Raw genomic sequence first — 25,322 nt, 5'->3', positions numbered from 1 at the left:
ATGCATGTTCCGAATAGAGGGGGCTTCAGGCCGGGCCGTCAGAGGGCGCTCACGATTTTGGTGACCCGGTCCTTGTCGGCAGGCTTGGACCAGACCTTGATGCCGGGAATGGTGCCGCAGGACACGTATCCGGCTTCATCGAAGAAGGGGCGGCAGGTGTTGTCGTTGTCTTCCACAAGGATGACCGGCGAACAGCGCGTGACAGTCTCGGCCGCGCCGGCAAGGGCGTGGGCTTCGAAGCCTTCGACATCGAGCTGGAGCAGCGAGAGATCGTCGAGGCCGAGCGCGTCGATCTTCGTCAGCGCTGTCGCCTGTCCGGCCTGCGCTATGCGCGAGCTTCCGCCACGGTGGACACCGTCTTCGCCGCCGGTATCGATGCGGGCCGGCTTGATTTCGGTGCCGAGACCGGCGTTGGTCAGAACGACGTTGTCGAGGCCGTTCGCTTCCACGCCCAGCTTTGCCAGCACGTAGTTTTCGAGCACCGGCTCGAACGCGTAGAGCGTCTTGGGGCAGGCCTTGGCGAAGGTCGGGACCATGTCGCCGAAGAAGGTGCCGGCATGGACCATGCTGCCCGGACGATCTTCGAGCAGCTTGCGCACGAGAACATGCGTGGCGGGCTCGTAAAGCTCGCCGCTGGCAATCGCCTTGGCTGCCGGACGCTCGCTTGCGTAGGCAGGGACGAAATAGGCGTTGTCGTTGAACTCGACCTGCTTGAAGCGGACCGAGAACACGTCATCCTGGGCAAGGGAGAGGGCATGACGCTGGGCATGGTCGGTCGGCTTCTTGCCCGCAAACTTGCGGGCGAAGTTCCAGACCACCGGGGGCGTTATGGCCTTCAGGGCTTCTTTCATCAGAGCGCTTCCGCACCTGCGATGATTTCGATCAGCTCGGTCGTGATCGCGGCTTGGCGGCTGCGGTTATACTGGATGGTCAGATCGTTGATGAGGTCGCCAGCGTTGCGCGTGGCGTTGTCCATCGCGGTCATCGACGCGCCCTGTTCGGAAGCCTCGCGTTCGAGCAGCGCGCCGAAGACCTGTGTCTTCACGTAACGCGGCAGGAGATCTTCGAGAATTTCCTCTTCGCCCGGCTCGTATTCGACAACGGCGTCGCTGCTATCGCCTTCGCTTGTCGGCGAGGGGACAGGGATGAGCTGATCGACGGTCGGATCCTGTGCTAGGGCCGACTTGAAGATCGGGTAGACGAGGTGGGCGACATCGAATTCGCCGTTCTCGAAACGCTCGATCAGGTCGTCGGCAATAGCTTCGGCTTCGGTGAAGCCCGGGTTGCGGACGTCCGAAGTGTCGAAGTGCTTGGCGATGCAATTGGCGTAATCGCGCTTGATCGGCGCGCGGCCCTTCTTCCCGACGAGGTAGAAGGACACGTCCTTGCCTTCCGCGGTCAGCGCCTTCGCCTTGGCCTTGGCAGCCTTGACGATGTTGGCGTTGAGACCGCCGCACAGGCCCTTGTCGGTGTTCACCACTACCAGCATGTGGCGCTTGTCGGCACCCGTGCCGCGCAGCAGCTTGGGGGCGCTGTCGCCGCTCACCTTGCTGGCGAGCGATGCCATCACTCCCGAAAGCCGTTCGGCATAGGGGCGTGCGGCTTCGGCAGCCGCCTGCGCACGGCGCAGCTTGGCCGCTGCGACCATCTGCTTGGCCTTGGTGATCTTCTGGGTCGACTTGACCGAGTTGATCCGGCCCTTGAGTTCTTTAAGCGAGGCCATGACGGCTCCCTGTTAGGCTCGTGGGACTTAGGCGAACTGCTTGGCGAAGGTCTTCAGCGCGTCGACGACCTTGTCCTTGGTGTCGTCTTCGAACTTGCCGGTGGTGCGGATAGTTTCCAGCACATCGGCATGTTCGGAGCGCATGAAGCTCAGCATCTGGTCTTCGTAGTCGGTCACGCGGTCCACCGCGACATCGTCGAGATAGCCGTTGGTGCCGGCGAAGATCGACACGGTCTGCTCTTCGAAGGGCATCGGCGAGAACTGCGGCTGCTTGAGCAGCTCGGTCAGGCGCGCACCGCGGTTGAGGAGCTTCTGCGTTGCGGCGTCGAGGTCCGAGCCGAACTGCGCGAAGGCAGCCATTTCGCGATACTGTGCAAGGTCGAGCTTCATGGAGCCCGAGACCTTCTTCATCGCCTTGGTCTGGGCGGCACCGCCTACTCGGCTGACCGAAAGACCGACGTTAATGGCCGGACGAATACCCTGGTAGAACAGGTCGGTTTCGAGGAAAATTTGGCCGTCGGTGATCGAGATCACGTTGGTCGGAATGTAGGCCGACACGTCGCCTGCCTGCGTTTCGATGATCGGCAGCGCGGTCAGCGAGCCGCCACCGTTGTCACCGTTCATCTTGGCCGCGCGCTCGAGGAGGCGGCTGTGCAGGTAGAATACGTCACCCGGGTAGGCTTCGCGGCCCGGGGGACGACGCAGCAGGAGCGACATCTGGCGGTAGGCAACAGCCTGCTTCGAAAGGTCGTCGTAAACGATCACGGCGTGCATGCCGTTGTCGCGGAAGAATTCGCCCATCGCACAACCGGTGTAGGGTGCGAGGTACTGCAGCGGAGCGGGCTCCGAAGCGGTTGCGGCGACAACGATCGAATATTCCATCGCGCCGTTTTCTTCGAGGCTCTTGACGATCTGAGCGACGGTCGAACGCTTCTGGCCAACGGCGACGTAGATGCAGTAAAGCTTCTTCTTCTCGTCGTCGCCCTGGTGCGCGTCCTTCTGGTTGATGAAGGTGTCGATCGCGACAGCCGACTTACCGGTCTGACGGTCGCCGATGATCAGTTCGCGCTGGCCGCGGCCGACGGGAACGAGGGCGTCGATGGCCTTGAGGCCCGACTGCACCGGTTCGGAAACCGATTCACGCGGGATGATGCCCGGAGCCTTCACTTCGACGCGCTTGCGCTCGGTCGCTTCGATCGGGCCCTTGCCATCGATCGGGTTGCCCAGAGCATCGACCACGCGGCCGAGCAGGCCCTTGCCGACGGGGACGTCCACGATGGTGCCGGTACGCTTCACAGTGTCGCCTTCGGCGATGTCGGTGTCGGCGCCGAAGATAACCGCACCTACGTTGTCGGCTTCGAGGTTCAGGGCCATGCCCTGCGTGCCGTTGGAGAATTCGATCATCTCGCCAGCCTGGACCTTGTCGAGGCCGTGGATGCGGGCGATGCCGTCACCCACCGAGAGAACGGAGCCGACTTCGCTGACTTCGGCATCGCTGCCGAAATTGGCGATCTGGTCCTTGATGACCTTGGAGATTTCTGCGGCGCGGATATCCATGATGTTTGTCCTTTAAGCCTTCATGGCCTGGGAGAGCGAATTAAGACGGGTGCGGATCGAGCCATCAATGCGCTTCGATCCGATGGTGACGACGAGGCCGCCGAGGAGCTCGGGGTCGACCTTCGTGGAAAGTTTGACGGTGCGGCCTTCGCGGGCCGTCAGCTTGGTCTTGAGATCGGCCAGCTGCGCGTCGGTCAGCGCGTGGGCGCTGGTGACTTCGGCGGCGACTTCGCCGCGCTGGGCCGCGGCAATCGCGCGGAAGGCGCGGATGATGCCGGGAAGCTGGCCAAGACGACGGTTCTGCGCCAGCGTTCCGAGGAACTTCTGGGTCAGGTCCGACAGGCCCATGATGGCCGAAACGCCCCACAGCGCCTTTTCGGCCTGCGAACGCGTCACGCGCGGATTGGTGGTGAGCTGTTTCAGCTCAGCTGATTCGGCAAGGCCTGCTTCGAGCTTGTCCATGTCCGATTCGACCGCGGTCACGGTCCCGGCCTCACTGGCCAGATCGAACAGGGCCGAAGCATAACGTCCAGCAAGGCTAGCCTTGATACCGGCGGAAATTTCCACGCGTCTCTCGTCCTCTAGGGTCGGAAAATTGGTCTTTGCGGCCACGCCGTTGAGCGAGCGAAAATGAGTCGCTCCGGCAAGGTTGGCGCGCGCCTAGCAAAGGGGGTGCAGCAAGGCAACCCGAGTCACGCGGGGAATGATGGACTCTTTGCACGAGGCGCGTAGTCTGGTGCCGGATCGTATACGCTCGAGAGCGGGAGAGACGCGTTGATAACCGAACCCCTGGCACCCCACTGCGGGGTCGAAGTGAGGGATGTCGCGCTGGCTATTGCGGAGGGCGAGACGCTCGATGCGATCCGCGACCTTATATATAGGCACGGCGTGGCGGTGTTCCGCGACCAGTCCTTCAGCCCCGAAGAGCACATCGCCTTCGCGTAGCGCTGGGGCGGGATCGACATCAACAAGTACTTCCCGCTGACCGACGAACATCCCGAGATTGCCGTGGTCCGCAAGACCAAGGACCAGCAGACCAATATCGGCGGGGGTTGGCATACCGACCATTCCTACGACCAGATTCCGGCGATGGGCTCCATCCTCGTCGCGCGTACGCTGCCGCCCAAGGGCGGTGACACGCTGTGGGCGCATATGGGCGCGGCCTATGACAGCCTGTCCGACGAGATAAAGCAGCGGATCGAAGGGCTGGAGGCCTATCACACCGCCGATCACATCTACGCGCCCGGCGGAGTCTATGCGAAGACCGACCAGGGCGAGGCGCTCCGCGGGCAGGAGCGGAGGACCGGGGCGACCCATCCGGTCGTGGTCCGCCATCCCAGGACGGGGCAGAAGCTGCTCTACGTCAATCCCGGCTTCACGATTCATTTCACCGGCATGACCCGCGAGGAGAGTGTGCCGCTCCTGCGCGAGCTTTACGATCATGCGATGCAGCCGGCGCACCAGTGCCGCGTCGAATGGGCGCCGGGCACGGTGGCCATCTGGGACAACCGCACGACCTGGCATTACGCCATGAATGATTACCACGGTCATGCGCGCGAGATGCATCGCATCACGCTGAGCGGCGAGGCGCTGGCGGCCTAGGACCCGCCTTCGGTCGGCTCGCAGCGGTAGACCAGCCGCTCGTTCGGCTGTTGGGGCAGCATGCTCAACACCTCGCCCTGCAAATCGCCGAGCCGGGTGGCAGCGCCGTCTGCCCCGCATACGGGCGCCTCGTATTCGCTGCGTGCCGCGCGCGCGTCGTTCATGGCGCTGCGCGAAAGGAGATAGCGTTCGGAGCGGAAGATGCGGCGATCGGGGTCGTAGCTGTTTACCGAAACCGCATCTTCCTGGTTCGGCACGAAGACGCGCGACCAATTGCCCGAAGCATAGCCGTATTGCGTGCGTTCGTTGACGCAGCCTTCCTCGGTCCAGTCGAAGGCGATGTCCGGCGCTTCCGCGCTGGTGATGCGGCTGCGTTCCGGGATCAGTCGGCAGGTCAGCGCGCCATTGCCGTGACCGTTCGCCGCGAGGGGATCGTCCCCGCCCGTGTCGGGCGCGCCCTCCTGCATTTCGGCGGCAACCCGCCGGTCGATCTCGTCGAGACCGGGGCGCGTGAGGAAGGCGATCAAAGCGACCACCACGAGGAAGCCCGCGATGGCGAATGCGATGGTGATCTTGCGGCGCGCAAGTTCGGCGTCTTCCGCCTCCGCATCGAAGCGTTCGCGGCGGCTCCACGCCCATAGCGCGATGCCGAAAGAGCCGAGCAGCAGGACGAAGGCGAGCGCCATCCGGTCCTCGCGGTCCTGCGCCACGCCCAGCTGCGCCTTCAACAGCGCGCGCTCGCGGCGCTCGCGCGTTTCCTCGGTGCGCTGGGCCAGCGCCTGCAGCGCCTCCATCTGTTCGCGTTCGAGCCTTTCCTTTTCCGCATCGTCGAGGTCCTGCAGACTGCGGCAGGGGCTGTCGTTGATGTTCGGCTCGACCTCGTTGGCGCGCAGGAAGGGGACCAGTTCGCGGTTCGAGACCGCGAAGAAGAACTCCGCGTCGCCGCCTTCGTTGTCCGCGCCGAAACTGTTCACGCCGACCACGCGTCCGCAGGCATCGAGCAGCGGGCCGCCCGAATTGCCGCGCGCGATGGGGGCGGTATGGAGAACGGTGTCGAACTGGCGGCTGGGCCTTTCGCCCGAGACGTAGCCGAGGCTTTTCACCGGGGACATCGACTGGAAGATGTCGGACAGGTCCAGCCCCTGCGCGCGGTCGACATTCATCGGATAGCCGACGCTGGTGACCTGCGCCGCGCTGTCTACGGGTCGGCCCGCCAGCGCGAGCGCGGGCAGGTTTAGCGATCCGGTCAGCCGCACCAGCGCCAGGTCGTTGCGCGCGTTGACCGAAACCAGCCGGCCATACACTGCGTCGCCGCCGCCGCTGGGCACGATGCCGATCCGCAACTCGTCGTCGCTCATCGCGTCGCGCACCACATGGGCGTTGGTGACGATCAGATCGGGCGAGACCGCGAAGCCCGTGCCGTGGCTGACCGGGAAGAGCTCGTTGTCGTCACTGCCGATAATCACCACGCGCACCACGCCGCGCGCCGCCGCGTCGATATCGGCCGGGTCGGCCTGCGCCATGGCAGGGGAAAGAAGCGCCATTAGCGCTGCGAGAACCGAAAGAATACGTCCCATCCGGCTCTCCCTTAGCGGGGCCGCGACATTGACCGCAAGCTTCGGGATGCAGCCACCCGCAGCTTTTGCGAACACGCCACTTGCAAGCCTGCGTGACTGGATGAAAGGATGGCCGCGATGAAGGACAAGACCGCCCTGTCGGACGAGGAACGCTGGCGCATCGCGCTGGCCAAGGATCGCCGTTTCGACGGCGTCTTCGTGACCGGTGTCCATTCGACCGGCATCTATTGCCGCCCGTCGTGCTCCGCGCGTCGTCCCAAGCGGGAGAACGTGCGCTTCTACGCGAACTGCGAGGCGGCCGAAGCGGCGGGCCTGCGTGCCTGCAAACGCTGCGCGCCCGACCAGCAGAGCCGCGAGGAAGCGGCGGTGCTGGCGGCGCTCGAACTGCTGCGCGAGGCCGAGGAGACCGTCTCACTCGATCGGCTGGGCCAGCTGACCGACTATTCGCCGACGCATTTCCAGCGCATCTTCACGCGGGCCGTCGGCCTCTCTCCTGCCGCCTACCAGCGGGCCCTCCGGCGCGAGCGGGCCGAACGGGCGCTGGACGAGGGCGGCAGCGTCACGGATGCGATCTACACCGGCGGCTATGGCGCGCCCTCGCGCTTTTACGAGGGCAGGAAGGACAGCGGCATGAGCGCGAGCGACTGGAAGGTTGGCGGCAAGGGTCGCACGGTGCATTGGGCGGTGATCGATACGACGCTGGGCGCGATGCTGGTCGCCGCCACGGACAAGGGCGTGTGCTGCCTTTCCTTCAACGAAGGCGAGGAGGCGCTGCGCCGCCGTTTCCCGAAGGCGGAGCTGGTCGAAGCGGGGGAGGGCTTCCGCGACCTGTTCGACAAGGTCCTCGCCGCGGTCGAGGATCCCACCAGCGTCACCAGTGCCGCCATCCCGCTCGATGTGAAGGGCACCGCCTTCCAGCAGGCCTGCTGGGACGCGCTGCGGCAGATCCCCCCGGGCGAGACGCGTAGCTACGGCGAACAGGCCGCCATGCTCGGCAACCCCAAGGCCAGCCGCGCCGTCGGCAGCGCCAACGGAGCCAACAACATCGCCGTCCTCATCCCCTGCCATCGCGTGATCGCAGCCGATGGCGGGCTGGGCGGCTATGCCTACGGAACCGAGATCAAGGCCGAACTGCTGCGGCGCGAGCGGGGCGGATAGGCGTGTAGGACGCAAGTTGGAGTGGCCGAGGGTGGCCCCACAGGATGGAACACATGGAACACGGTCCTTGAAGGGAACGCTGGGCCGGCCGCGGGGCGCGTCGTAATAGTTGCAGGCGACGTGTGGCGGGGAACGAACCATGGTGCCCGATTGCCACTCGGCGAAAAGGTAGGAAAACGACGCCCGCCAAAGAGCCGATTGCCAAACTCAATATCGGAGCGGATGTAACGCTAGGCCGACGAATGTTCCTCGTGAGGCTCCACTCTCTTTAATACAGATAGCCTTATAACGCCTAGGTAGTCCCGATCCGCTCTCACGACCGGCAACCATCTGTGACACCCAGCTTTCATGAGCGCGCTTAACGTAAATATGTCATCGGTGACCAGCGCGGCATTCGGATCCCGGGTCATATAATCTTCGACGTGGGCCAAAAACCAATCATCTCCTTTAGCAATGCCCCGGTAAACGATATCTTCACAGGAGACGATGCCTTTGAGTTGATCGCCTTCCACGACTGGAAGAGCGTGAAGATAGTTTTCGCGCATCAGGCCTGCAGCTTGTTCGATACGCGCCAGAGGTGAGACCTTTGGAAAATCTGCTTCGATCAGATCGCTTGAAATCATATTCGAACTCTAGGTCAGCGGTGCCCGTCCACTCCCGACGTTGTAATATGCATCGATAACTATCGCAAATCAGGAAGCATCTCTCGGCCCTCCCCGGATTTGCAGCAGGATGTCCGCGTTGATAGGTAACGGGACAAGTATCCTTTATCCGAGCTAGCAAATCGAAGTGTCCAAATCCGGAAAGAGCCGCAAATGCCCCAATACACGCTCGAATTTGAAGACGATGGTTTTGGTGAGCCGAAGCGAGTGCAGTTCAACGCACAAAACCCTGCAGGCGCATTACCTCTTCTAAAAGGCGAGCATGCTTTCAGGCATGCAAAGGTGTGGGAAGGCGATAACCTGATTGCCGATGTTATGAGGGATGGTCAGGGAATCTGGCATATTGACGACCACACTTTCAGATAGCCGTTCGTCGCGCGGCTCTGTCCGCTACGCTTTCTAGAGAGGACATTGGTTTAACCCCGCGCCCACCCGCTTTCGGCAGTTTCGAGCGTACCCAAGAACGCCTCGGCGCTGTCGAGATATTCCTGCCGCCGCTCCTCGTCCATCCGGTCCCAGGTCGAGTATATGCGCCCGATGCGGTGGTTCTTTTCCAGCCGATCGCGGTGGCGGTCCATGAAGTGCCAGTAGAGCGGGTTGAACGGGCAGGCGCCTTCGCCGGTTTTCTTGTTCGGTGAGTAGGTGCAGCCGGAGCAGTAATTGCTCATCTTGTTGATGTAGTTTCCGGAAGCCGCATAGGGCTTGCTCGCGAGCTTGCCGCCATCGGCGTAGAGGATCATTGCGGCGACGTTGGGCAGTTCGACCCACTCATAGGCATCGGCGTAGACGACGAGGTACCAGTCCTGCACTTCGCGCGGATTCACGCCCGCCAGCAGCGCGAAATTGCCGAGCACCATCAGTCGCTGGATATGGTGTGCGTGGGCGTTCTCGCGGGTCGAGCGGATGCAGTCGGCAAGGCAGGCCATGTCGGTCTCGCCGGTCCAGTAGAATTCGGGCAGGCCGCGCTGGGCGTTGAGCGCGTTGGCCCTCTGCAGGTGCGGCATCTGGTGCCAGTAGAAGCCGCGCACATATTCGCGCCAGCCGATGATCTGGCGAATGAAGCCCTCGACCGAGTTCAGCGGCGCCTTGCCGTCCTTATAGGCTTTCTCGGCCCGCTGGCAGAGTTCGAGCGGGCCGAGCAGGCCGAGATTGATGCTGGTCGAGAGCATGGAGTGGAACAGGTCGTCCTCACCCGCGACCATCGCGTCCTGGTAGGGGCCGAAACATTCGATCCGCTCGGCAAAGAAGGCATCGGCTGCTTCCTCGGCCTCTTCGCGAGTGACGGGCCAGGCAAAGTTTTCGAGTGAGCCGAAATGGTCGCCGAAGCGATTCTCGACGAGGTCGATCACTTCTTGCGTGATCTCGTCCGGTTCGAACTTGGGGCGTTCGGGGGCGGAGAGGCCGTCCTTGGGCGGTTTGCGGTTCTCGCTATCGTAATTCCACTCGCCGCCTTCGGGCTTGTCGCCGTCCATGAGGAGGCAGGTCTTGCGGCGCATTTCGCGATAAAAATACTCCATGCGGAGTTCCTTGCGATCCTCCGCCCATGCGTCGAATTCGGCCTGGGTGCAGATAATGCGGTCGTCGCGCAGGATCTCGACTTCGCAGGAGAATTTGTCGGCCCAATGGTCCATGTCCTCGCGAACCCGCCACTCGCCGGCTTCGACCACGCTGATGAGTCGCGGGGCATGCTCCTCGATCGCGCGCGCCACTTCGCCGGTGAAGCTGCCTGCGTTGTTCTCGGCATCGAGCTTCACGTAATCGATCGTCCAGCCTGCATCGCGCAGTTCCTGGGCGAAATGGCGCATGGCCGAGAAGATCAGGACGATCTTCTGCTTGTGGTGTTTGACGTAGGTCGCCTCGTCCCAGACCTCCATCATCAGGATGACGGTGTCGTCCTTGGTCCGCCCGCGCAGCGAGGCGAGCGTGCGGGTCAGCTGGTCGCCAAGGATGGGAACGAGGACGGGCGCGCTGGGCTTTTTGGGCGGGCTATCGGGCATCGCCTGTGACAATGCCCGGACCACGCCGAAGTGCCCCGACGAGCGGCGCTGGGATCAGTCCCCGGCGGTTTCGTCCCCATCCTCGTCGGGAAGCTCGGGTCGGAATTTCGCGCCCGTTTCGCGCATCAATTCGATCCGCTTGACGGCCTTGCGGCCATATTCGGGGTGGGAACGGGCTTGTCGAATTCGCTGAACATGAAGTGGTGCGCGTATTCGTGGAACAGGATGCGCTGGCCGGACAGATCGCGCATTCCGCCACCCTTGTAATGGGCGACGGCGTGGGTTCCATCGACGCGGGGCGAGTAGAACCCGGCCACCGTACGGCTGTCGAGCAGGCTGGCGACCTGCCTCTGGTTTTGAAGCATGTAAATGTCGATCTTGTCGGCAAAGCCGCGATCGGGCTTCTGGAACCAGAAGCGGAGCAGCCCGTCGAATTTTTCCAGTTCGCGCGTAAAATCGACGAGATCGTCACGATCGCCCGAGGAGTAGATTGTGAAATGGGCGCTTTCGGCCTTGTGCCAGATCTCGACTTCACCGGCAGCGGCTAGCGGCATGGCAAGACACGCGGCGACGATCGCCGTAAAAAGCTTCCAGATACGCAAGATAGGCCCCCTTGAGCTAACGACACTGCGATTGCCGCCAAGACGTTCCTATCCCGCTACTATGCGCACTGCAAAGGTTTGCCGGTCACACAAAAGAATAGGGGTCGATATCCACGGCCACGCGTATGCCGGGTGGGTGGTCCAGCCGCCCGAGCCAGCGGCGGATGACGTCCTGCAATTGCACGCTGCGCCGCGCGTTGATGAGCAGGCGATAACGGTAGCGGCCGCGCAATTGCGCCATCGGGGCAGGGGCGGGGCCGAGGATCATGCAGTCGGCCACGTCGGGGCGGGTGTCGCCAATGCGCCGCGCGGCCTCGCGCGCTTCGCTCTCGTCTTCCGACGATACGATGATCGAGGCCCAGCGGCCGAAGGGCGGGGCACCGGCATCGCGGCGCATCTCGGTTTCGGCGGTATAGAAGGCATCGCGGTCGCCGGCGGCGAGAGCGGCGATAACGCTGGCTTCGGGGTGGCGGGTCTGGATCAGGACCTCGCCCGGTTTCGCGCCGCGCCCTGCACGGCCCGCGACCTGTGCGACCTGCTGGTAGGTGCGCTCGCCGGCGCGCAAGTCTCCGCCCTCGAGGCCTAGGTCGGCATCGACCACGCCGACCAGCGTGAGTTCGGGAAAGTGGAAGCCCTTGGTGACGAGTTGCGTGCCGACGATCACGTCGATTTCTCCCGCATCGACCGAGGCGATGAATTCCGCCGCCCGACCGGGAGAATTGAGCGTGTCGGACGTCGCCACGAAGACGCGCGCCTCGGGCAGGCGCTCGGCCACCTCGTCGGCGATGCGCTCGACACCGGGACCGCAGGCGACGAGGCAATCGGGCTCGCCGCATTCCTTGCATTGCCCAGGGCTAGGCGCTTCGTGCCCGCAATGGTGGCAGGCGAGGCGGCGGGTGAAGCGGTGTTCGACCAGCCAGGCGCTGCAATTGGGGCACTGGTACCGGAATCCGCAATTGCGGCAGAGCGTCAGCGGGGCATAGCCACGGCGGTTGAGGAACAGCAGCGACTGTTCGCTGCGCTCCAGTCGTTCGGCGATCCCGTCGACCAACCGCTGGGCGAGCCACATGCCGTGGGGCGGCTTTTCTTCCGTGAGGTCGATCGTGTCGATCGCAGGCATCTGCGCGCCGCCGAAACGGCTGGGCAGATCGACCTTCTCGTAAATCCCGCTCTCGGCCATCTGCAGGCTTTCGAGCGCGGGCGTGGCGCTGGCGAGGATAATCGGAAACCGCTCGAAATGGGCGCGCATCACGGCGACGTCGCGCGCGTTGTAGCGTACGCCGTCTTCCTGCTTGAAGCTGGTCTCGTGCGCTTCGTCGACGACGATGAGGCCGAGCTTGGCAAAGGGGAGGAACAAAGCCGAGCGAGCGCCGACCACGACCTGCGCGCTGCCGCTGGCGACGGCGCGCCAGGCGCGGCGGCGTTCGGTCGATTTGAGCGAGGAGTGCCAGAGCACAGGCGATGCGCCGAAGCGCTCCTCGAAGCGGTGGAGGAAATTCTCCGTCAGCGCGATTTCGGGAAGGAGCACCAGCACCTGCCGCCCCATCCGCAGAGCCTCGGCGACGGGCTCGAAATAGGTCTCGGTCTTGCCCGACCCGGTCACCCCGTCGAGCAGGAAGGGCGCGAATTTGGCCTCGCGCACGGCGGCGGAGAAGATGTCCGAAACCTCGCGCTGCTGCTCGCTCAATTCGACTTGCGCAAAGTCCGGTCGCGCGGCTTCGTAAGGTCGGTCGCAATCGACCTCGACGGGTTCCAGCACGCCTTGGTTGACCAGCCCGCGCAGCACGCCTTCCGACACGCCAGCTATGCCCGACAGTTCGCGGATGGTCGCCTGCTCGCCTTCGAGCGCCTCCATCGCCGCCAGCCGCTGCGGGGTCATGCGTTCGGGCATTCCGCCGGTGAGGCGATATTCGGTGATGCTTGCCGGGCCCTTCAGCGCACCGCCCGAAGACAGCGCCATACGGGCCACACTGGCGAGCGAGGCGACATAGTAATCGGCGGTCCATTCGATCAGGCGGCGCAGCGGGGCAGGCAGGGGCGGAATCGGATACAAACCCCTGAGGGGGCGCAGTTTCTCCGCCGGAACGTCTGTGCCGGGCAGCCGTTCAGCCTCCCAGACGATACCGATGACGGTGCGCGGGCCCAGCGGACATTCGACCACCTGGCCCAGCTCGACCGCCATGCCGTCCGGCACCTTGTAATCGAGCGGGCCGAGAGCGGCGTTTAGGACGAGGCAGCGGACGCGGTTCATCTGGCGGCTCATATGGAGCGGCTACCCATGACGAAACAAGGTGGGACTTTGTGAGGAGTGCAATAATGACCGATATTCTCGTGAAACCCCCGATCCTTGAACGAAAGACCGGCCGCCGCGCCTTTCTCGGCAGAATAGGCCTTGGCACCGCAGGCCTTGCCCTGTCGGGCTGCGCCGGCATCCCCGGCTTCAGCATGGTGGATGCCGTCCAGCGTATCCTGTTCCTCTCCAGCGACCGCGCCTTTTCCCGTATGCTCAACGCGGGCGGTTTCTGGGACCAGCAGGTCGCGACGCTCGGCCTCAACGATTTGCTGGGCACGCGCGGCGATATCCTGTCGACAATCCTGACCTCGGCCCTGTTCAAGAACCGCCTGCAGGACGCGATGGGCGACATCGCTTACGAAGGCGCCGAGCGCGCCGCGCCGCTGGTGACCGATGCGGTGCGCACCATCGGCATCCAGAACGCCATTGACCTCGTAAACGGCGGACCGACGGCGGCCACCGCCTTCCTGCGCAATTCGATGGGCCGGACGCTGGTAGAGGCCATGGTCCCCGAACTGGGCAATGCCATGCGCGTGGCAAGCGATCCGCTGGTCGGCCAGCTGGTCTCGGCGCTGACGGGCGTGAACTTCACCAACGCCACCACCCGCTTCGCCACCAATCTCGACGACACGATCTGGCGCGAGATCGGCGTGGAAGAAGCCGCCATTCGCCGCGATCCGCAATCCACCCGCGACCCGCTGATCATCGGCGTGTTCGGAGCCGGCAGCCGCCTCTAGCCGCGCCCTGCCATCACCGCTAAGGCTGCCGGGGAATCGAAACCGCTTCCCCGGAGCCTCATCGCATGAAATTCTTCGTCGACACCGCCGACATCGCCGACATCAAGGAAATGGCCGACACCGGCCTGCTCGATGGCGTCACCACCAACCCGTCGCTGATCGCCAAGTCGGGCCGCGACTTCATGGAAGTGACGAAGGAAATCTGCGATCTGGTCGATGGTCCGGTCAGCGCCGAAGTCGTCGCGCTCGATCACGAGACGATGATGAAGGAAGCCGAGACGCTGCGGAAGATCGCGGACAATGTCTGCATCAAGGTTCCGCTGACGATCGACGGGCTCAAGACATGCAAAAAGCTCACCGGCGACGGCACCATGGTGAATGTCACCCTGTGCTTCTCGGCCAACCAGGCGCTGCTCGCGGCCAAGGCGGGAGCGACTTTCGTGTCGCCCTTCGTGGGCCGCCATGACGACAACGGCTTCGACGGTATGGAACTGATCGCCGACATCCGCCGCATCTACGACAATTACGATTTCGGCACGGAAATCCTCGTCGCCTCGATCCGCAACCCGGTCCACGTCCTCCAGAGCGCGCGCATCGGCGCCGACGTCGCCACCATGCCGCCGGCCGTGATCAAGGGCCTCTTCAAGCACGTCCTGACCGACAAGGGCATCGAAGGGTTCATTGCCGATTGGGAAAAGACTGGCCAGACCATCCCGGCTTCCTAATTAGGAAGCCATGGCAGACCAGACCCCTCTCGACCTCTTCAAGCAGGCTTTGACCGGCACGGCCCGCGCCATCGCGCGCGAGCCGGAGGTCGAGGTTGCGTGGAGCGCTGACAGCCCGACGCAAAGCGGCAAGAATTTCCGCGTCCCCCTGCCGGGGCGCACCCTGCCGCAGGACCAGGCCCGCGAGGCGCGTGGCTTTGCCGACAGCTTTGCGCTCAAGCTGCGCCACCATAACGAGGCGATGCACGCAAAAGGCGCGCCGCCCGAACCCATCGCGCGTGCCTGCTATGACGCGATCGAACGCACGCGTTACGAAGCGCTCGGCTCGAACAACTTCTCGGGCATGAAGGGTAATCTCGACGCAGCGGTGGAACTGCGCACGGCGAGCGACCCGATTGCCCGCGCGACCGAGGCGAAGGAAGTGCCTCTACCCACCGCGCTTTCGCTCATGCTGCGCGAGGCGCTGACAGGCGAGGCCGTGCCCGAGCGCGCACGGCAGGCTGTCGACCTAGTGCGCGAGGAAATCAGCTCGCGCATCGGCACCGACATGGAAGATCTCGTCGGCGCATTGGGCGACCAGCGCGCCTTCCAGGACCTCACGCTCGACATGCTGCGGCATCTCGAACTCACGCTGCCCGACACGCCCGAGGACGAGGGCCGCGACGATGGCGATGATGAGGAAGGCGACGCGCCCGAAGAGGACCAGGATTCCGACGAGGAAGAGGATGGCGAGGCCCAGCCGCAGGAAAGCGATGCGCGCGGCGAGGTCGTCGACGGCGAGGCTGATGGCGATGCCGAACAGGACGTCGAGGGCGAGCAGGAAATGTCCGATGGCGACCCGTCGGACGAGGACGGCGAGGGCATGCAGCCCGTCCGCCCGAACCGCCCGTGGACGGACCTGCCCGAGGACTTCGACTACCGCGCCTATACCGACAAGTTCGACGAGGTGATCGAAGCGCCCGAGCTTTGCGACCACGAGGAACTGGACCGGCTGCGCACCTATCTCGACAGCCAGCTGGCGGGCTTGCAGGGCATCGTCACAAGGCTAGCCAACCGCCTCCAGCGCCGCCTCATGGCGCAGCAGAACCGCAGCTGGGATTTCGACCAGGAAGAGGGCCTTTTGGATGCCGCGCGCCTGACCCGCGTGGTCGTCAGCCCCGGCCATGCGCTCTCCTACAAGATGGAGCGCGATACCGAGTTCAAGGACACGGTCGTCACGCTGCTGATCGACAATTCGGGCAGTATGCGCGGGCGGCCGATCTCCATTGCCGCGATCAGCGCCGACATCATGGCACGCACGCTCGAACGTTGCGGCGTGAAGACCGAAATCTTGGGTTTCACCACCCGCGCGTGGAAGGGCGGGCAGTCACGCGAGGCATGGCTCGCCGATGGCCGCCCCGCCGATCCGGGCCGCCTCAACGATTTGCGCCACATCATCTACAAGAAGGCCGACGAGCCATGGCGCCGCGCGCGCCGCAATCTCGGCCTGATGATGCGCGAAGGGCTGCTGAAGGAAAACATCGACGGCGAGGCGCTGCTCTGGGCGCATACCCGCCTGCTCGCCCGCCCCGAAGACCGCCGCATCCTGCTGGTGATTTCGGACGGCGCGCCGGTCGACGACAGCACGCTATCGGTAAATCAGGCGGGCTATCTCGAAGGGCACCTGCGCAAGGTGATCGAGTGGATCGAGAAGCAAAGCCCCGTCCAGCTCGCCGCCATCGGCATCGGCCATGACGTAACCCGCTACTACAAGCGCTCAGTGACGATCATGGACGTGGAACAGCTCGGCGGCACGATTATCGAGCAGCTTGCGGGATTGTTCGAGGTGGAGGGGTGATTGGCAGAGTCTGATGTCGCTGGATTGAAAGTTGCAGAATCGCAGCCGCCCAAACCTCAAGGGAATTGGGCCTTATATGAGATTCAGCACATCTCATGGGATGGTCGAACTCTAACCATTCGTATGGACGACAAAGATAGGCAAGTCACTATTTGCTTCGACTTGCCCGCCAGTTTTCGATCACAAGATGAGGGCGATATGTTGGCTTACTGGTCAGCGCGAAGCGACGAAAAAGTCCCAATCGCGACTGTCTACACGATTGAGAGAAGTTCATACTTGGATTGGTTCAAAAGAAGTGGCGTTACAGCGCTTCGTGCCGATTTACAGCAATGGCTAATCGCTGGGATGAACCAGTGCGTAGAGGTGATTTGCGAAGCGGGTGAGGTCCCATCAATCGTCACCGAGAAAATGAGTAGCGAGCAATGACCCCCACCGAAGCCGTCCAGACCCGCCGATCCGTTCGCGCGTTCACCGACCAGCCGGTCGATCGCGAGGTGCTCACCCGCGTGCTCGATAAGGCGCAGCGTTCGCCCTCGGGTGGAAACGTCCAGCCGTGGAATGCCGTCATTCTCACCGGCGAGCCGATGCAGGCGCTGTTCGACCGGGTGGCGCAGGAATTTCCCAAGGGGCGCGCGGCGCTGAAGCCCGAATACGATATCTATCCCAAGGACCTCGACGGCGTTTATGAGGAACGCCGCTTCGGCGTGGGCGAGGACATGTACGCCTCGCTCGGCATCACCCGCGAGGACAAGGCCAAGCGCCTCATGTGGTTCGCCAACAATTTCCGCGCCTTCGGGGCGCCGGTGCTGATGCTGGTCCACACGCCCAAATACATGGGCCCGCCGCAGTGGAGCGATATCGGCATGTGGCTGCAGACGATCATGCTGCTGCTGCGCGAGGAAGGTCTCGACAGCTGCGCGCAGGAAGCCTGGGCCGCCTACAGCCCGCAGGTGCGCGAGATGATCGACATTCCCGATGACCACATCTTCTTCTGCGGCATGGCCATCGGCTACCGCGAACCGGATGCTCCGGTGAACCAGTTCGATGTGAAACGCGCAGAGCTGGATGAGGCGGTGCGTTGGGAGGGGTGGTGAGGTCTGTGGCTGCACTTCGACAGGCTCAGTGCGAACGGACGTGGTGACGGCGTCTTGGCACACAATCCGTTCGGCCTGAGCTTGTCGAGGGCACGCCACCAACCTATGCGCCACCCATGACCGAAACGCCGCTCAAGCTGTTCAACTCGCTCACCCGCGAGGTCGAGACCTTCACCCCCGTCCACCCGGGCGAGGCGCGCGTCTATACCTGCGGGCCGACGGTCTACAACTACCCCCATATCGGCAATATGCGCGCCTATGTCTTCGCGGACGTGCTGGGCCGGACATTGAGCTGGAAGGGCTACGACCTTACCCACATCATCAACATCACCGACGTCGGCCACCTCACCGACGATGCGGACGAGGGTGAGGACAAGATGGAGAAGATGGCTGCGGAGAAGGCGCAGTCGATCTGGGACATCGCGAAACACTATACTGAGGCCTATTGGGCCGATGTGAAGGCGCTCAACATCCGCCAACCGGCCAAGTGGTCGGTCGCCACCCATTACATCGACGAGATGATCGAGTTCGCGAAAGGCATCGCGGACAAGCACTGTTACGAGCTTGAAAGCGGGCTCTATTTCGACGTCTCGACGATTGAGGATTACGGCAAGCTCGCCCGCGCCGTCACCGAGGATGGTGAGGGCCGCATCGACACGGTCGAGGGCAAGCGCAACGCGGCCGACTTCGCGATCTGGCGCAAAACCCCGGCAGGCGAGACGCGCCAGATGGAGTGGGATAGCCCGTGGGGCAAAGGCGCGCCGGGCTGGCATCTCGAATGCTCGGTCATGGGCGGCAAGCTCCTTGGCTTCCCCTTCGACATCCACACCGGCGGGATCGACCACCGCGAGATCCACCACCCGAACGAAATCGCGCAGAACCAGGCGCATTGCTGCACCAACGGCCTCGACGTGGCCGAAAACAGCGGCGCGCGCATCTGGATGCACAACAACTTCCTCGTCGAGCGCAGCGGCAAGATGTCGAAGAGCGCGGGCGAATTCCTCCGCCTGCAATTGCTGATCGACAAGGGCTATCACCCGCTCGCCTACCGCATGATGTGCCTGCAAGCCCATTACCGCAGCGAGCTGGAGTTCAGCTGGGAAGGTTTGCAGGCCGCGCTCACCCGATTGAAGCGCATCGTGATGCAGGTCGAGCGGCTGGAGGACGATCTGGCAGGCGATCCCTCGCACCAGAAATTTGCCCCCATGCGCGAGAAGTTCGCGGCGGCTATTTCGGACGATCTCAACACCTCGGTCGCGCTCGTGGCCTTGGAAGAGGCGCTGGCGGTCAAGAAGGTCGATGGCAGCGTAAAGCGTGCCGTGGTCGAGGACATGGACCGCGTGCTTGGGCTAAACCTGTTCGACCTCACCCGCGAGAATTTGCGCATCCGCCCGAAGGTCGCCAAGATTTCCGAATCCGAAATCGAGGCCGAAATCCTCCGCCGCAAGGAAGCCAAGGTGGCGAAGGATTACGCCAATTCGGACGCTATCCGCGCGAGCCTTGCCGCCAAGGGTGTCGAGGTGATGGACGGCGATCCGCTCGGCTGGGAGTGGAAGCTGGGCTGAGTTGCGGTTAGGGACGAAAACCGAAGAGGAGAGTCCCCCGCATGTCCAAAGCCGTGATGTCCGCCCTGATCCGCCCGCTGGTGGAGCCGCGCCTGCCCGATTGGGTCGAGCCGCTGTGGTTCATGACCAAGGAACAGGCGCTGGAGTTCGCTCCCGAGGCAGAGATCGGCTGGTTCGACCTCAACGAGAAGGAGCCGATGGTCGAGATCGCGCATGCCGCGACCAACCTCAAATGGCTCAACTCGATCTACGCCGGGCTGGACTTCATGCCGCTCGACGTTTTGGCGAAGCGCGGAGTGACGGTGACCAATGGTGTCGGCATCAACGCGCTGACCATCGCCGAATATGTCGTCATGCTGATGCTCGCCCACGCCAAGGGCTATCGCGAGGTGGTGCGCGCGCAGGAGCGGCATGAATGGCTGCTCGACAGTCCGGGCAAGCGCGAACTTGCGGGCGAGCGCGTGCTGCTGCTCGGTCTCGGCGCGATCGGCAGCCTTATCAAGACAAGGCTCGAAGCCTTCGACATGAAGGTCATTCCGGTCCGCCGCTCGGGCGGGGAGGGCGCGCTTCGCCCGGGCGAATGGCGCGAGAAGCTGGGCGAGTTCGACTGGGTCATCCTCGCCGTCCCCTCCACCGACGAGACCCGCCACATGATCGGCGAGATCGAACTGGCCGCCATGCGCCCCAACGCCGTGCTGGTGAACATCGCGCGTGGCGACGTGGTGAAGCAGGACGACCTTGTCGCTGCGCTGGAGGCCAAGACCATCGAAGCCGCGTTGCTCGACGTCACCGACCCCGAACCGCTGCCCGAGGATCACCCGTTGTGGAGCCTCGACAACGCGCAAATCACCATGCACCTGTCCGGCCGCGCGCAGACGAAGATGTTCCAGCGCTCGGCCGACCGCTTCATCGAGAACCTCGAACGCTGGAACAAGGGCGAACCGGTGAGCCCGCAGATGGACCTTGCTGCGGGTTATTAGTCAGGCATCTTCCAGCAACAGCAAGTCGCACTGCACGACCAACCGCGGGCTGGGCGAAAGGCGATGTTCGACCTCGACGATACACGCATCGGCCACCAATTGGCCGGGAATGGCGAACTCGTGATCGGGCAGGGCGGCGATGAAGCGCTCGCCCGCTTCCATCGCCTCTTCGCCCGCGAAAAGCAGCGAGAGGCTGTGGCGCGTGCCGGCAAAAGTGATGCTCGCCCAGGCCTTCTCCGTGTGCGTGATCACCTGCCCCTGATGCTCCGACAGGACCATCAGCGCGGTGCGCAAACGGTCGCCGGCGGAGCGCCGACCGCGGGACGGGCGCGGGGGCTTTCCTTCACTGGACATGGGCGATCTCCCGGGCGCTGTCGCTGCGCGCCGCTTCGAAGCCAGACATGAAGCCGCGGATGCGGGCCTCGGTCTGGCTGCGCGGCTCGCGACCCATGCGCAGGTCGAGGACAAAGCGCGGATCGTGCGCGGCGAGGCGGCCGAACTTGGTCGGCGGCATATCGTGCGCGCTCAGGAATTTCTCGATGGATCGGATCAGCATTGTTCGGGCTCCCCATGGCATGTCCGGATGGCGAATCGCTCGCCCGGTTCTCTTTTCGTTCCACTCGAAATCCTACTTGTCTAGGAAAAATCCTATGCTATAGGAATTTTCTCACACAGGCCCTTGTTTGCCACACGATTTGCGGGTGGCAGGGGAGGCCCGAGAAAGGATCAAAGCATGGCGGACATGAGCCCGGAACGCGCACGGCTGGTCGAACTGACCGAGAAAAGCCGCACGAGCCTTGCCTCGCTTTCCTCAATATTGGGCCGCAATCCCAGCTACTTGCAGCAATTCGTGCGCAAGGGCTCCCCGCGCAAGCTGGAAGAGGCCGACCGCCGCCGCCTGGCGGAATTCTTCGGCGTGGACGAGGTGGAACTCGGCGCCGATCCCGCGCGCCCGACCCCTCGCGAATCGGAGGATTTCGTCGCCGTCCCGCGGCTGGCTCTGGACGCTTCAGCAGGCCCCGGATCGTTCTCGGCGGAGGAAATTTCCTTCGATTCCTTCCGCTTCTCGCGCCGGTGGCTGCGCGAGATGGGCCTGGATGGCGCGGACCTCTCCGCCATCCGGGTCGAGGGAGACAGCATGGAGCCGACCCTGCGCAGCGGGGACGAGATCTTCGTCGACCGCAACAAGCGCGTGGGTGAGGGGGTGCATGTCGTGCGCATCGGCGACACGCTGCATGTAAAGCAGGTGCAGGCCAGCGCCCCGGGCCGCATCGCGCTGATCAGCGCCAACGAGGCCTATGCCCCCATCGAACTCGCGCGCGATGAAGTGGAGATCATCGGCCGCGTGGTGTGGAAGGGTGGGCGTATCTAGCGTTTCGCCTTGCGGAACAATCGCTTGGGGCAGGCGTAATTTCTCCAAACCCCGCACGAGGACGCATGGCGGGGACAAGAGGAGAGAACAGTTGAGAAAAGCCCTTATCCCTGCCGCCCTTGCCGGAACCGTTTTGCTCGGTGGCTGTGCGACCTACGGTGACGGCGGCCTACTCGGCGGTATTCTCGGCGGAAACGATTATGGCTATGACGCGCGCGGAGACTTCGAACGCGCTGCCGTCGAGGCCTGCGGTCGTGAAGCCTCTCGCTATGGCAGCGTCAACATCCAGCGCGTCGATCAGCAGGGGCGCGACTATGTCTATGTTTACGGTCGCATCGAGACCCGGGATTACAACCGCGACGAGTTCACCTGCGTGTTCCGCGAAGACGGTCGCATCGTGGACTTCCAGACAAGGTGATCAACTCGCCGGACGTTATCTTCAGGATGGCGTCCGGCGATAGTCTTCCGACTGGAGGGTGACGATATAGTCGGCAATCGTCTCGACATCCTTGCGATCGAGATCGACATCCATCTGCAGCGGATAGTTGTGCGCGTCCGATAGGAATGCGACCAGAGTATCGCGCGTCATACCTGGACTGTTGGCGATGTCGGCAAAGCCCGGCGCCTGGGGGTTGGGCGAAATCTCGTTCGCGCGAACGGCATGGCAATCGCCGCATACAGCGTGAACGTAGACTGGCACTTCGCGACCTTGTTCTTCAATGATGCCTGCTGCTTGCGTCGTCGCTGCGTGCTGGCATGCCGAAGCCGTGATCCCGACTAGAAAAAGCGTCATCCACTTTCGCATTTCTCGTCCTCCTTGTGATCATCCATACAGGATTCAGCCCCGCTGTACCTTGTCTTGGATCAAGAAAGACCGCATTTCGGGTAAATGACCGACAACCGAACCCAGCCCCCGATGAAAGCCGGCATCGTGCCGGTGACCCCGCTCCAGCAGAACTGCTCGCTGGTCTGGTGCACTGCCACCAACAAGGGCGCGCTCATCGATCCCGGCGGCGATCTCGACAAGCTCAAGGCCGCGGTCGCGCAGACCGGTGTCGAGCTGGAAAAGATCCTCATCACTCATGGCCATATCGACCACTGCGGGGAGGCGGGCATCCTCGCCAAGGAACTGGGCCTGAAGATCGAGGGCCCGCACGAGGCCGACCGCTTCTGGATCAGCCGCCTCGACGAAGATGGTGCGCGCTACGGTGTGAACGGGCAGGTGTTCGAACCCGACCGCTGGCTGGAGGACGGCGACACAGTCACGGTCGGCGAGCTGACGCTGGAGGTAATCCACTGTCCCGGCCATACGCCCGGCCACGTGGTCTTCTTCCACCGCCCGAGCAAGTTTGCCGTGGTTGGCGATGTCCTCTTCCAGGGCAGCATCGGCCGCACTGATTTCCCGATGGGCAACCACCAGGATTTGATCGACGCGATCACCCAGAAGCTCTGGCCGCTGGGAGACGACGTGACCTTCATCCCCGGCCACGGCCCCACCAGCACGTTCGGCCAGGAGCGCAAGACCAACGCCTTCGTCAGCGACGCGGCGCTGGCCTAGGCTGCGTAATCAGGTTCCCGAGGGCAGTAAGTTGCGAGTACTGTCCAAAAGCGGACCGTCAGCTAACGACCCATTGCGGCCGTTGCTGCAGCGGATATAGTTGTCTGATGCCTGCAGCTTCGCCTCCCCTTCCTCCACAAAAACCAGCTTTGCTAGAACAGCACGAAGCAAAATTTATCCGGGAAACGATCAAGCGCTTCTATGGCGAAGACGCTGTCATTCGCAATTACGGGCCTGACCCGGATTCGTTGCAGCTCCACGTAGAGGCGAATGTTGGCCGGGACATGAGACTTTATGACTGTCTTGGTGTTCTATTCACTCGAATTGAGCGTCCATCGGTTAGTTTGGAAATAACAAAGCGTGGAAGCAAAATTCATGGCTCAGCCAAGATCGCTTACCGTCAGGGCGTGATTATCTAGCGTCCGCTTCCCACCCCAAATCGGCCGTTCGCGGCTGTTGAAAACCACACCAAAACCGGACCGGCTGTTTTCTAGCGTTCTGTGTTGAAACCGAACCTTCCGCTAACGACCGCGATTGCGGACTTCGAATGATCGGCTATTCTCGTGATGTGTCAAATAACCTTCAATCGAGGCCTAGGGCCGACACTCCTCAGTTTCGCACACTGTTGCTGCGGAAGCTAAAGAACCTTTACCCAGGTTACGGCTACTCAATCTCGACCGAAGAAGATGGGCTTTCCTTCCAGCTTTTAGATAGTGCTGGAAATGCGAAGGGCTCGCGTTGCCGATTCTATCGGCACAACAATTCGGACCTTGAACGAGCGACGCTTGTGCGTCTCACTGGCGTTGACCCTTGAGTCAGCTTTCCACCCCAAATCGGCCATTCAGCCGTATGGTCCATCATGCAAAAAGCAGACTGGCAGCTAAGATCGTATTTTAGATAAAAGCGGACTGGCAGCAAACGACCCCTTACGGACGCTTGCAGTCGCGAGGTCAACCTGCGCAAGGTTTAGGGCATGAACCGAAAATTCTTGGTCTTCGCAATTGGTATCGCGCTTTCGGGATGCAGTTCAAAGACTCAGCAGCCAGACTGTGGTGACTTTTCGTACGAGTATATGGACCCGGGACAACTTCTCGGGTTGCAGGTTGAAAAGACAAAGATCTCACAGGCCGTCTTGATGGCCGCAGAAAGCTGCATCGATTTCAACCCTATCGAACCCAGCTTGCTAGATGACAATGGGTTGACGCTGGATGAGGCCTACGTGGATGGCTCTTTTCGTTATCTTAGATACTCGTCACCAGCAATCGCACATCTCGATGTCCTAGTTCTGGTTGGTAACGACAATGAGGTCCTTGGCTCTAGACGGCTCACCAGATAGCCAGACGACAGCTTCCCACCCATTCCCGGACGTTCCGTCAGCATTTTCGAACGCCCGAAGCCGGACGGTCGATCTGGTCAATCCGGCCTCGCGCGTCCTGAATGTCTAGAGCACACCCAGCGTAATCAGCACCGCCGCGATGGCGAGGGCGAGCTGGGTCAGCATGGTGATGATCACGCCGATGCTGCGGCCCTTGGCGAGTGCGCCGCCGTCCATGCCGAAGCCGTGCGCCACGCGTCCCAGCATGTAGAGGCCCGCCACCCACGCCAGCCAGGGCTCGCCCCTGCCGGACAGTTCGATGGCGGCGATCAGGACCAGCACAAAGGCCGTATTCTCGACGAAGTTGAGCTGAGCGCGCATGCGGGCGGTCAGCGGGCCGCCAGCGCCATCGTCACCGATGGAAATATTGTGCTTGAGGCGCAGCTGGCCGACTCGGATCGACAGCCACAGATTGATGATGGCGGCGGCTGCGGCGGCGGTCAGCGTGACCGGCAGGATGATACCCATGTGCGTTCTCTCCCTTTGCGTACCCGTGCAAACAGGGCTAGGGGCGAGGGGAAGGCGCGGCAATCGTGCCGTGGCGATTATCCTCCGCTTGGCTTGCATCGCCCGGAAAAATCGCTATAGCGCGCGCCTTCACCGTCACGGTCGGGAAGTTCGTTGTCACCGCGCTCTTGTGCGTTGCCGGACCTTCCCCTAGGGCGGCCACCGAAATTGACTGAAATTGTTTGAGGAACAGGTGCCGAGATGGCCGTCCCCAAGAGAAAAGTATCGCCCCACCGCCGCGGCAACCGTCGCTCGCATGATTCGCTCCAGGTCGAAGCTCATCACGAGTGCTCGAACTGCGGCGAGCTGAAGCGTCCGCACAACCTGTGCCCGCACTGCGGCTACTACAACGGCCGCGAAGTGCTCGCGCCCGAAGGTCTCTAAGACTTTCTAGCTTGATT

Annotated in this window: 27 protein-coding genes and 1 pseudogene; 15 read left to right on the top strand and 13 right to left on the bottom strand. The window is 63.0% G+C overall.

Annotated features, from left to right (window positions below; genetic code table 11):
• Nucleotides 1–38 precede the first annotated feature (38 nt).
• Genes ED21_RS14730 through ED21_RS09490 form a run of 4 tightly spaced genes read right to left on the bottom strand, consistent with a single transcriptional unit; the run spans nucleotide 39 to nucleotide 3,847 of the window.
• A complete protein-coding gene (locus ED21_RS14730) occupies nucleotides 39–851 on the bottom strand; it encodes an FkbM family methyltransferase (RefSeq protein WP_006833668.1) in 813 nt (270 codons plus the stop codon).
• Nucleotides 851–1,723, bottom strand: coding sequence for a F0F1 ATP synthase subunit gamma (locus tag ED21_RS09500; RefSeq protein ID WP_006833667.1), 873 nt, complete (start codon nucleotides 1,721–1,723; stop codon nucleotides 851–853). The genes ED21_RS14730 and ED21_RS09500 overlap by 1 nt, the downstream gene beginning before the upstream one ends.
• 27 nt (nucleotides 1,724–1,750) lie before the next feature.
• A complete protein-coding gene (gene atpA, locus ED21_RS09495; RefSeq protein WP_006833666.1) occupies nucleotides 1,751–3,280 on the bottom strand; it encodes a F0F1 ATP synthase subunit alpha in 1,530 nt (509 codons plus the stop codon).
• Between the two features lie 12 nt (nucleotides 3,281–3,292).
• Entirely contained in the window at nucleotides 3,293–3,847 is a 555-nt protein-coding gene (locus ED21_RS09490; protein WP_006833665.1) for a F0F1 ATP synthase subunit delta, read from the bottom strand.
• 207 nt (nucleotides 3,848–4,054) lie between these two features.
• Between ED21_RS09490 and ED21_RS09485 the strand changes: the two are divergent.
• Nucleotides 4,055–4,882: pseudogene (locus ED21_RS09485) on the top strand (TauD/TfdA dioxygenase family protein).
• On the opposite strand, the gene ED21_RS09480 reads toward ED21_RS09485, so the two are convergent.
• Nucleotides 4,879–6,459 carry a S1C family serine protease gene (locus tag ED21_RS09480; protein ID WP_034922165.1) on the bottom strand — a complete coding sequence of 527 codons (1,581 nt, stop codon included), beginning with the start codon at nucleotides 6,457–6,459 and terminating at the stop codon, nucleotides 4,879–4,881. The pseudogene ED21_RS09485 and the gene ED21_RS09480 overlap by 4 nt on opposite strands.
• Nucleotides 6,460–6,567: 108 nt before the next feature.
• Here ED21_RS09480 and ED21_RS09475 point away from each other — a divergent pair, with 108 nt between their 5' ends.
• Complete coding sequence (locus tag ED21_RS09475; protein ID WP_006833661.1) at nucleotides 6,568–7,617, top strand: bifunctional transcriptional activator/DNA repair enzyme AdaA; 1,050 nt, start codon at nucleotides 6,568–6,570, stop codon at nucleotides 7,615–7,617.
• Nucleotides 7,618–7,847: 230 nt separating this feature from the next.
• On the opposite strand, the gene ED21_RS15125 is transcribed toward ED21_RS09475, so the two are convergent.
• Nucleotides 7,848–8,240: a CBS domain-containing protein gene (locus tag ED21_RS15125; RefSeq protein ID WP_083800427.1), complete on the bottom strand. Its 393-nt coding sequence runs from the start codon at nucleotides 8,238–8,240 to the stop codon at nucleotides 7,848–7,850.
• A 192-nt stretch (nucleotides 8,241–8,432) separates the two neighbouring features.
• Between ED21_RS15125 and ED21_RS09470 the strand changes: the two genes are divergently transcribed.
• Nucleotides 8,433–8,645 carry a hypothetical protein gene (locus ED21_RS09470; RefSeq protein WP_006833659.1) on the top strand — a complete coding sequence of 71 codons (213 nt, stop codon included), beginning with the start codon at nucleotides 8,433–8,435 and terminating at the stop codon, nucleotides 8,643–8,645.
• A gap of 50 nt (nucleotides 8,646–8,695) precedes the next feature.
• Here ED21_RS09470 and ED21_RS09465 read toward each other — a convergent pair whose 3' ends face one another.
• The 3 genes from ED21_RS09465 to ED21_RS09455 form a co-directional block, all read right to left on the bottom strand.
• Nucleotides 8,696–10,276, bottom strand: coding sequence for a cryptochrome/photolyase family protein (locus tag ED21_RS09465; RefSeq protein WP_006833658.1), 1,581 nt, complete (start codon nucleotides 10,274–10,276; stop codon nucleotides 8,696–8,698).
• Nucleotides 10,277–10,401: 125 nt separating this feature from the next.
• The gene (locus ED21_RS09460) at nucleotides 10,402–10,878 is read right to left on the bottom strand and encodes a hypothetical protein (protein ID WP_034922163.1); all 477 of its coding nucleotides are present in this window, start codon (nucleotides 10,876–10,878) and stop codon (nucleotides 10,402–10,404) included.
• An 85-nt stretch (nucleotides 10,879–10,963) separates the two neighbouring features.
• The gene (locus ED21_RS09455; protein WP_034922230.1) at nucleotides 10,964–13,129 is read right to left on the bottom strand and encodes a primosomal protein N'; all 2,166 of its coding nucleotides are present in this window, start codon (nucleotides 13,127–13,129) and stop codon (nucleotides 10,964–10,966) included.
• Between the two features lie 65 nt (nucleotides 13,130–13,194).
• Here ED21_RS09455 and ED21_RS09450 point away from each other — a divergent pair, with 65 nt between their 5' ends.
• The 7 genes from ED21_RS09450 (at nucleotide 13,195) to ED21_RS09420 (ending at nucleotide 20,109) form a co-directional block, all read left to right on the top strand.
• The gene (locus tag ED21_RS09450; RefSeq protein WP_006833654.1) at nucleotides 13,195–13,908 is read left to right on the top strand and encodes a DUF4197 domain-containing protein; all 714 of its coding nucleotides are present in this window, start codon (nucleotides 13,195–13,197) and stop codon (nucleotides 13,906–13,908) included.
• Nucleotides 13,909–13,973: 65 nt separating this feature from the next.
• On the top strand, nucleotides 13,974–14,633 hold the full coding sequence (gene fsa, locus ED21_RS09445; RefSeq protein ID WP_006833653.1) for a fructose-6-phosphate aldolase: 660 nt from the start codon (nucleotides 13,974–13,976) through the stop codon (nucleotides 14,631–14,633).
• A gap of 10 nt (nucleotides 14,634–14,643) precedes the next feature.
• Nucleotides 14,644–16,470, top strand: coding sequence for a cobaltochelatase subunit CobT (cobT, locus tag ED21_RS09440; protein WP_006833652.1), 1,827 nt, complete (start codon nucleotides 14,644–14,646; stop codon nucleotides 16,468–16,470).
• The gene (locus tag ED21_RS09435; protein WP_233995729.1) at nucleotides 16,471–16,896 is read left to right on the top strand and encodes a hypothetical protein; all 426 of its coding nucleotides are present in this window, start codon (nucleotides 16,471–16,473) and stop codon (nucleotides 16,894–16,896) included.
• On the top strand, nucleotides 16,893–17,564 hold the full coding sequence (locus tag ED21_RS09430) for a nitroreductase (protein ID WP_006833650.1): 672 nt from the start codon (nucleotides 16,893–16,895) through the stop codon (nucleotides 17,562–17,564). The genes ED21_RS09435 and ED21_RS09430 overlap by 4 nt, the downstream gene beginning before the upstream one ends.
• Before the next feature lie 116 nt (nucleotides 17,565–17,680).
• Nucleotides 17,681–19,129, top strand: coding sequence for a cysteine--tRNA ligase (cysS, locus tag ED21_RS09425; protein WP_006833649.1), 1,449 nt, complete (start codon nucleotides 17,681–17,683; stop codon nucleotides 19,127–19,129).
• 41 nt (nucleotides 19,130–19,170) lie between these two features.
• Nucleotides 19,171–20,109 carry a D-2-hydroxyacid dehydrogenase gene (locus ED21_RS09420; protein ID WP_006833648.1) on the top strand — a complete coding sequence of 313 codons (939 nt, stop codon included), beginning with the start codon at nucleotides 19,171–19,173 and terminating at the stop codon, nucleotides 20,107–20,109.
• On the opposite strand, the gene ED21_RS09415 is transcribed toward ED21_RS09420, so the two are convergent.
• Together ED21_RS09415 and ED21_RS09410 are read right to left on the bottom strand one after the other, a co-directional pair.
• Entirely contained in the window at nucleotides 20,110–20,463 is a 354-nt protein-coding gene (locus ED21_RS09415; RefSeq protein ID WP_034922160.1) for a hypothetical protein, read from the bottom strand.
• Nucleotides 20,453–20,665, bottom strand: coding sequence for a hypothetical protein (locus tag ED21_RS09410; RefSeq protein ID WP_006833646.1), 213 nt, complete (start codon nucleotides 20,663–20,665; stop codon nucleotides 20,453–20,455). The genes ED21_RS09415 and ED21_RS09410 overlap by 11 nt, the downstream gene beginning before the upstream one ends.
• Nucleotides 20,666–20,842: 177 nt before the next feature.
• Here ED21_RS09410 and ED21_RS09405 point away from each other — a divergent pair, with 177 nt between their 5' ends.
• Together ED21_RS09405 and ED21_RS09400 are read left to right on the top strand one after the other, a co-directional pair.
• Nucleotides 20,843–21,481, top strand: coding sequence for a S24 family peptidase (locus ED21_RS09405; RefSeq protein WP_006833645.1), 639 nt, complete (start codon nucleotides 20,843–20,845; stop codon nucleotides 21,479–21,481).
• 91 nt (nucleotides 21,482–21,572) lie between these two features.
• A complete protein-coding gene (locus ED21_RS09400) occupies nucleotides 21,573–21,899 on the top strand; it encodes a hypothetical protein (protein ID WP_156787428.1) in 327 nt (108 codons plus the stop codon).
• A 21-nt stretch (nucleotides 21,900–21,920) separates the two neighbouring features.
• Here ED21_RS09400 and ED21_RS09395 read toward each other — a convergent pair whose 3' ends face one another.
• Nucleotides 21,921–22,274 carry a hypothetical protein gene (locus ED21_RS09395; protein WP_006833643.1) on the bottom strand — a complete coding sequence of 118 codons (354 nt, stop codon included), beginning with the start codon at nucleotides 22,272–22,274 and terminating at the stop codon, nucleotides 21,921–21,923.
• Nucleotides 22,275–22,397: 123 nt separating this feature from the next.
• Here ED21_RS09395 and ED21_RS09390 point away from each other — a divergent pair, with 123 nt between their 5' ends.
• Nucleotides 22,398–23,039, top strand: a complete 642-nt coding sequence (locus tag ED21_RS09390; protein WP_006833642.1) for an MBL fold metallo-hydrolase — start codon at nucleotides 22,398–22,400, stop codon at nucleotides 23,037–23,039.
• Nucleotides 23,040–23,146: 107 nt separating this feature from the next.
• Nucleotides 23,147–23,458, top strand: coding sequence for a hypothetical protein (locus ED21_RS15420; RefSeq protein ID WP_156787427.1), 312 nt, complete (start codon nucleotides 23,147–23,149; stop codon nucleotides 23,456–23,458).
• A 1,022-nt stretch (nucleotides 23,459–24,480) separates the two neighbouring features.
• On the opposite strand, the gene ED21_RS09380 is transcribed toward ED21_RS15420, so the two are convergent.
• Entirely contained in the window at nucleotides 24,481–24,882 is a 402-nt protein-coding gene (locus ED21_RS09380; RefSeq protein WP_006833640.1) for an MAPEG family protein, read from the bottom strand.
• Between the two features lie 240 nt (nucleotides 24,883–25,122).
• Here ED21_RS09380 and rpmF point away from each other — a divergent pair, with 240 nt between their 5' ends.
• Entirely contained in the window at nucleotides 25,123–25,305 is a 183-nt protein-coding gene (gene rpmF, locus ED21_RS09375) for a 50S ribosomal protein L32 (RefSeq protein WP_006833639.1), read from the top strand.
• The last annotated feature ends 17 nt before the right edge of the window (nucleotides 25,306–25,322 follow it).

The organism is Erythrobacter sp. SD-21 (assembly GCF_000181515.1).
Lineage (GTDB): Bacteria > Pseudomonadota > Alphaproteobacteria > Sphingomonadales > Sphingomonadaceae > Qipengyuania.
Note: the sequence above shows the minus strand (reverse complement) of the source record. Positions and strands in the feature narration are given on the sequence as shown.

Excerpts from the sequence above, each read along its gene's own strand:
- ED21_RS09390 (WP_006833642.1), top strand. The coding sequence starts at position 22,398 with ATGAAAGCCGGCATCGTGCCGGTGACCCCGCTCCAGCAGAACTGCTCG.
- ED21_RS09415 (WP_034922160.1), bottom strand. The coding sequence starts at position 20,463 with ATGTCCAGTGAAGGAAAGCCCCCGCGCCCGTCCCGCGGTCGGCGCTCC.
- ED21_RS09470 (WP_006833659.1), top strand. The coding sequence starts at position 8,433 with ATGCCCCAATACACGCTCGAATTTGAAGACGATGGTTTTGGTGAGCCG.
- ED21_RS09410 (WP_006833646.1), bottom strand. The coding sequence starts at position 20,665 with ATGCTGATCCGATCCATCGAGAAATTCCTGAGCGCGCACGATATGCCG.
- ED21_RS09480 (WP_034922165.1), bottom strand. The coding sequence starts at position 6,459 with ATGGGACGTATTCTTTCGGTTCTCGCAGCGCTAATGGCGCTTCTTTCC.
- cysS (WP_006833649.1), top strand. The coding sequence starts at position 17,681 with ATGACCGAAACGCCGCTCAAGCTGTTCAACTCGCTCACCCGCGAGGTC.
- cobT (WP_006833652.1), top strand. The coding sequence starts at position 14,644 with ATGGCAGACCAGACCCCTCTCGACCTCTTCAAGCAGGCTTTGACCGGC.
- ED21_RS15125 (WP_083800427.1), bottom strand. The coding sequence starts at position 8,240 with ATGATTTCAAGCGATCTGATCGAAGCAGATTTTCCAAAGGTCTCACCT.
- ED21_RS09500 (WP_006833667.1), bottom strand. The coding sequence starts at position 1,723 with ATGGCCTCGCTTAAAGAACTCAAGGGCCGGATCAACTCGGTCAAGTCG.
- ED21_RS09405 (WP_006833645.1), top strand. The coding sequence starts at position 20,843 with ATGGCGGACATGAGCCCGGAACGCGCACGGCTGGTCGAACTGACCGAG.
- ED21_RS09475 (WP_006833661.1), top strand. The coding sequence starts at position 6,568 with ATGGCCGCGATGAAGGACAAGACCGCCCTGTCGGACGAGGAACGCTGG.
- ED21_RS09465 (WP_006833658.1), bottom strand. The coding sequence starts at position 10,276 with ATGCCCGATAGCCCGCCCAAAAAGCCCAGCGCGCCCGTCCTCGTTCCC.
- ED21_RS09450 (WP_006833654.1), top strand. The coding sequence starts at position 13,195 with ATGACCGATATTCTCGTGAAACCCCCGATCCTTGAACGAAAGACCGGC.
- ED21_RS09420 (WP_006833648.1), top strand. The coding sequence starts at position 19,171 with ATGTCCAAAGCCGTGATGTCCGCCCTGATCCGCCCGCTGGTGGAGCCG.
- atpA (WP_006833666.1), bottom strand. The coding sequence starts at position 3,280 with ATGGATATCCGCGCCGCAGAAATCTCCAAGGTCATCAAGGACCAGATC.
- ED21_RS09380 (WP_006833640.1), bottom strand. The coding sequence starts at position 24,882 with ATGGGTATCATCCTGCCGGTCACGCTGACCGCCGCCGCAGCCGCCGCC.
- ED21_RS09455 (WP_034922230.1), bottom strand. The coding sequence starts at position 13,129 with ATGAACCGCGTCCGCTGCCTCGTCCTAAACGCCGCTCTCGGCCCGCTC.
- ED21_RS09430 (WP_006833650.1), top strand. The coding sequence starts at position 16,893 with ATGACCCCCACCGAAGCCGTCCAGACCCGCCGATCCGTTCGCGCGTTC.
- ED21_RS15420 (WP_156787427.1), top strand. The coding sequence starts at position 23,147 with ATGCCTGCAGCTTCGCCTCCCCTTCCTCCACAAAAACCAGCTTTGCTA.
- ED21_RS09395 (WP_006833643.1), bottom strand. The coding sequence starts at position 22,274 with ATGACGCTTTTTCTAGTCGGGATCACGGCTTCGGCATGCCAGCACGCA.
- ED21_RS14730 (WP_006833668.1), bottom strand. The coding sequence starts at position 851 with ATGAAAGAAGCCCTGAAGGCCATAACGCCCCCGGTGGTCTGGAACTTC.
- rpmF (WP_006833639.1), top strand. The coding sequence starts at position 25,123 with ATGGCCGTCCCCAAGAGAAAAGTATCGCCCCACCGCCGCGGCAACCGT.
- fsa (WP_006833653.1), top strand. The coding sequence starts at position 13,974 with ATGAAATTCTTCGTCGACACCGCCGACATCGCCGACATCAAGGAAATG.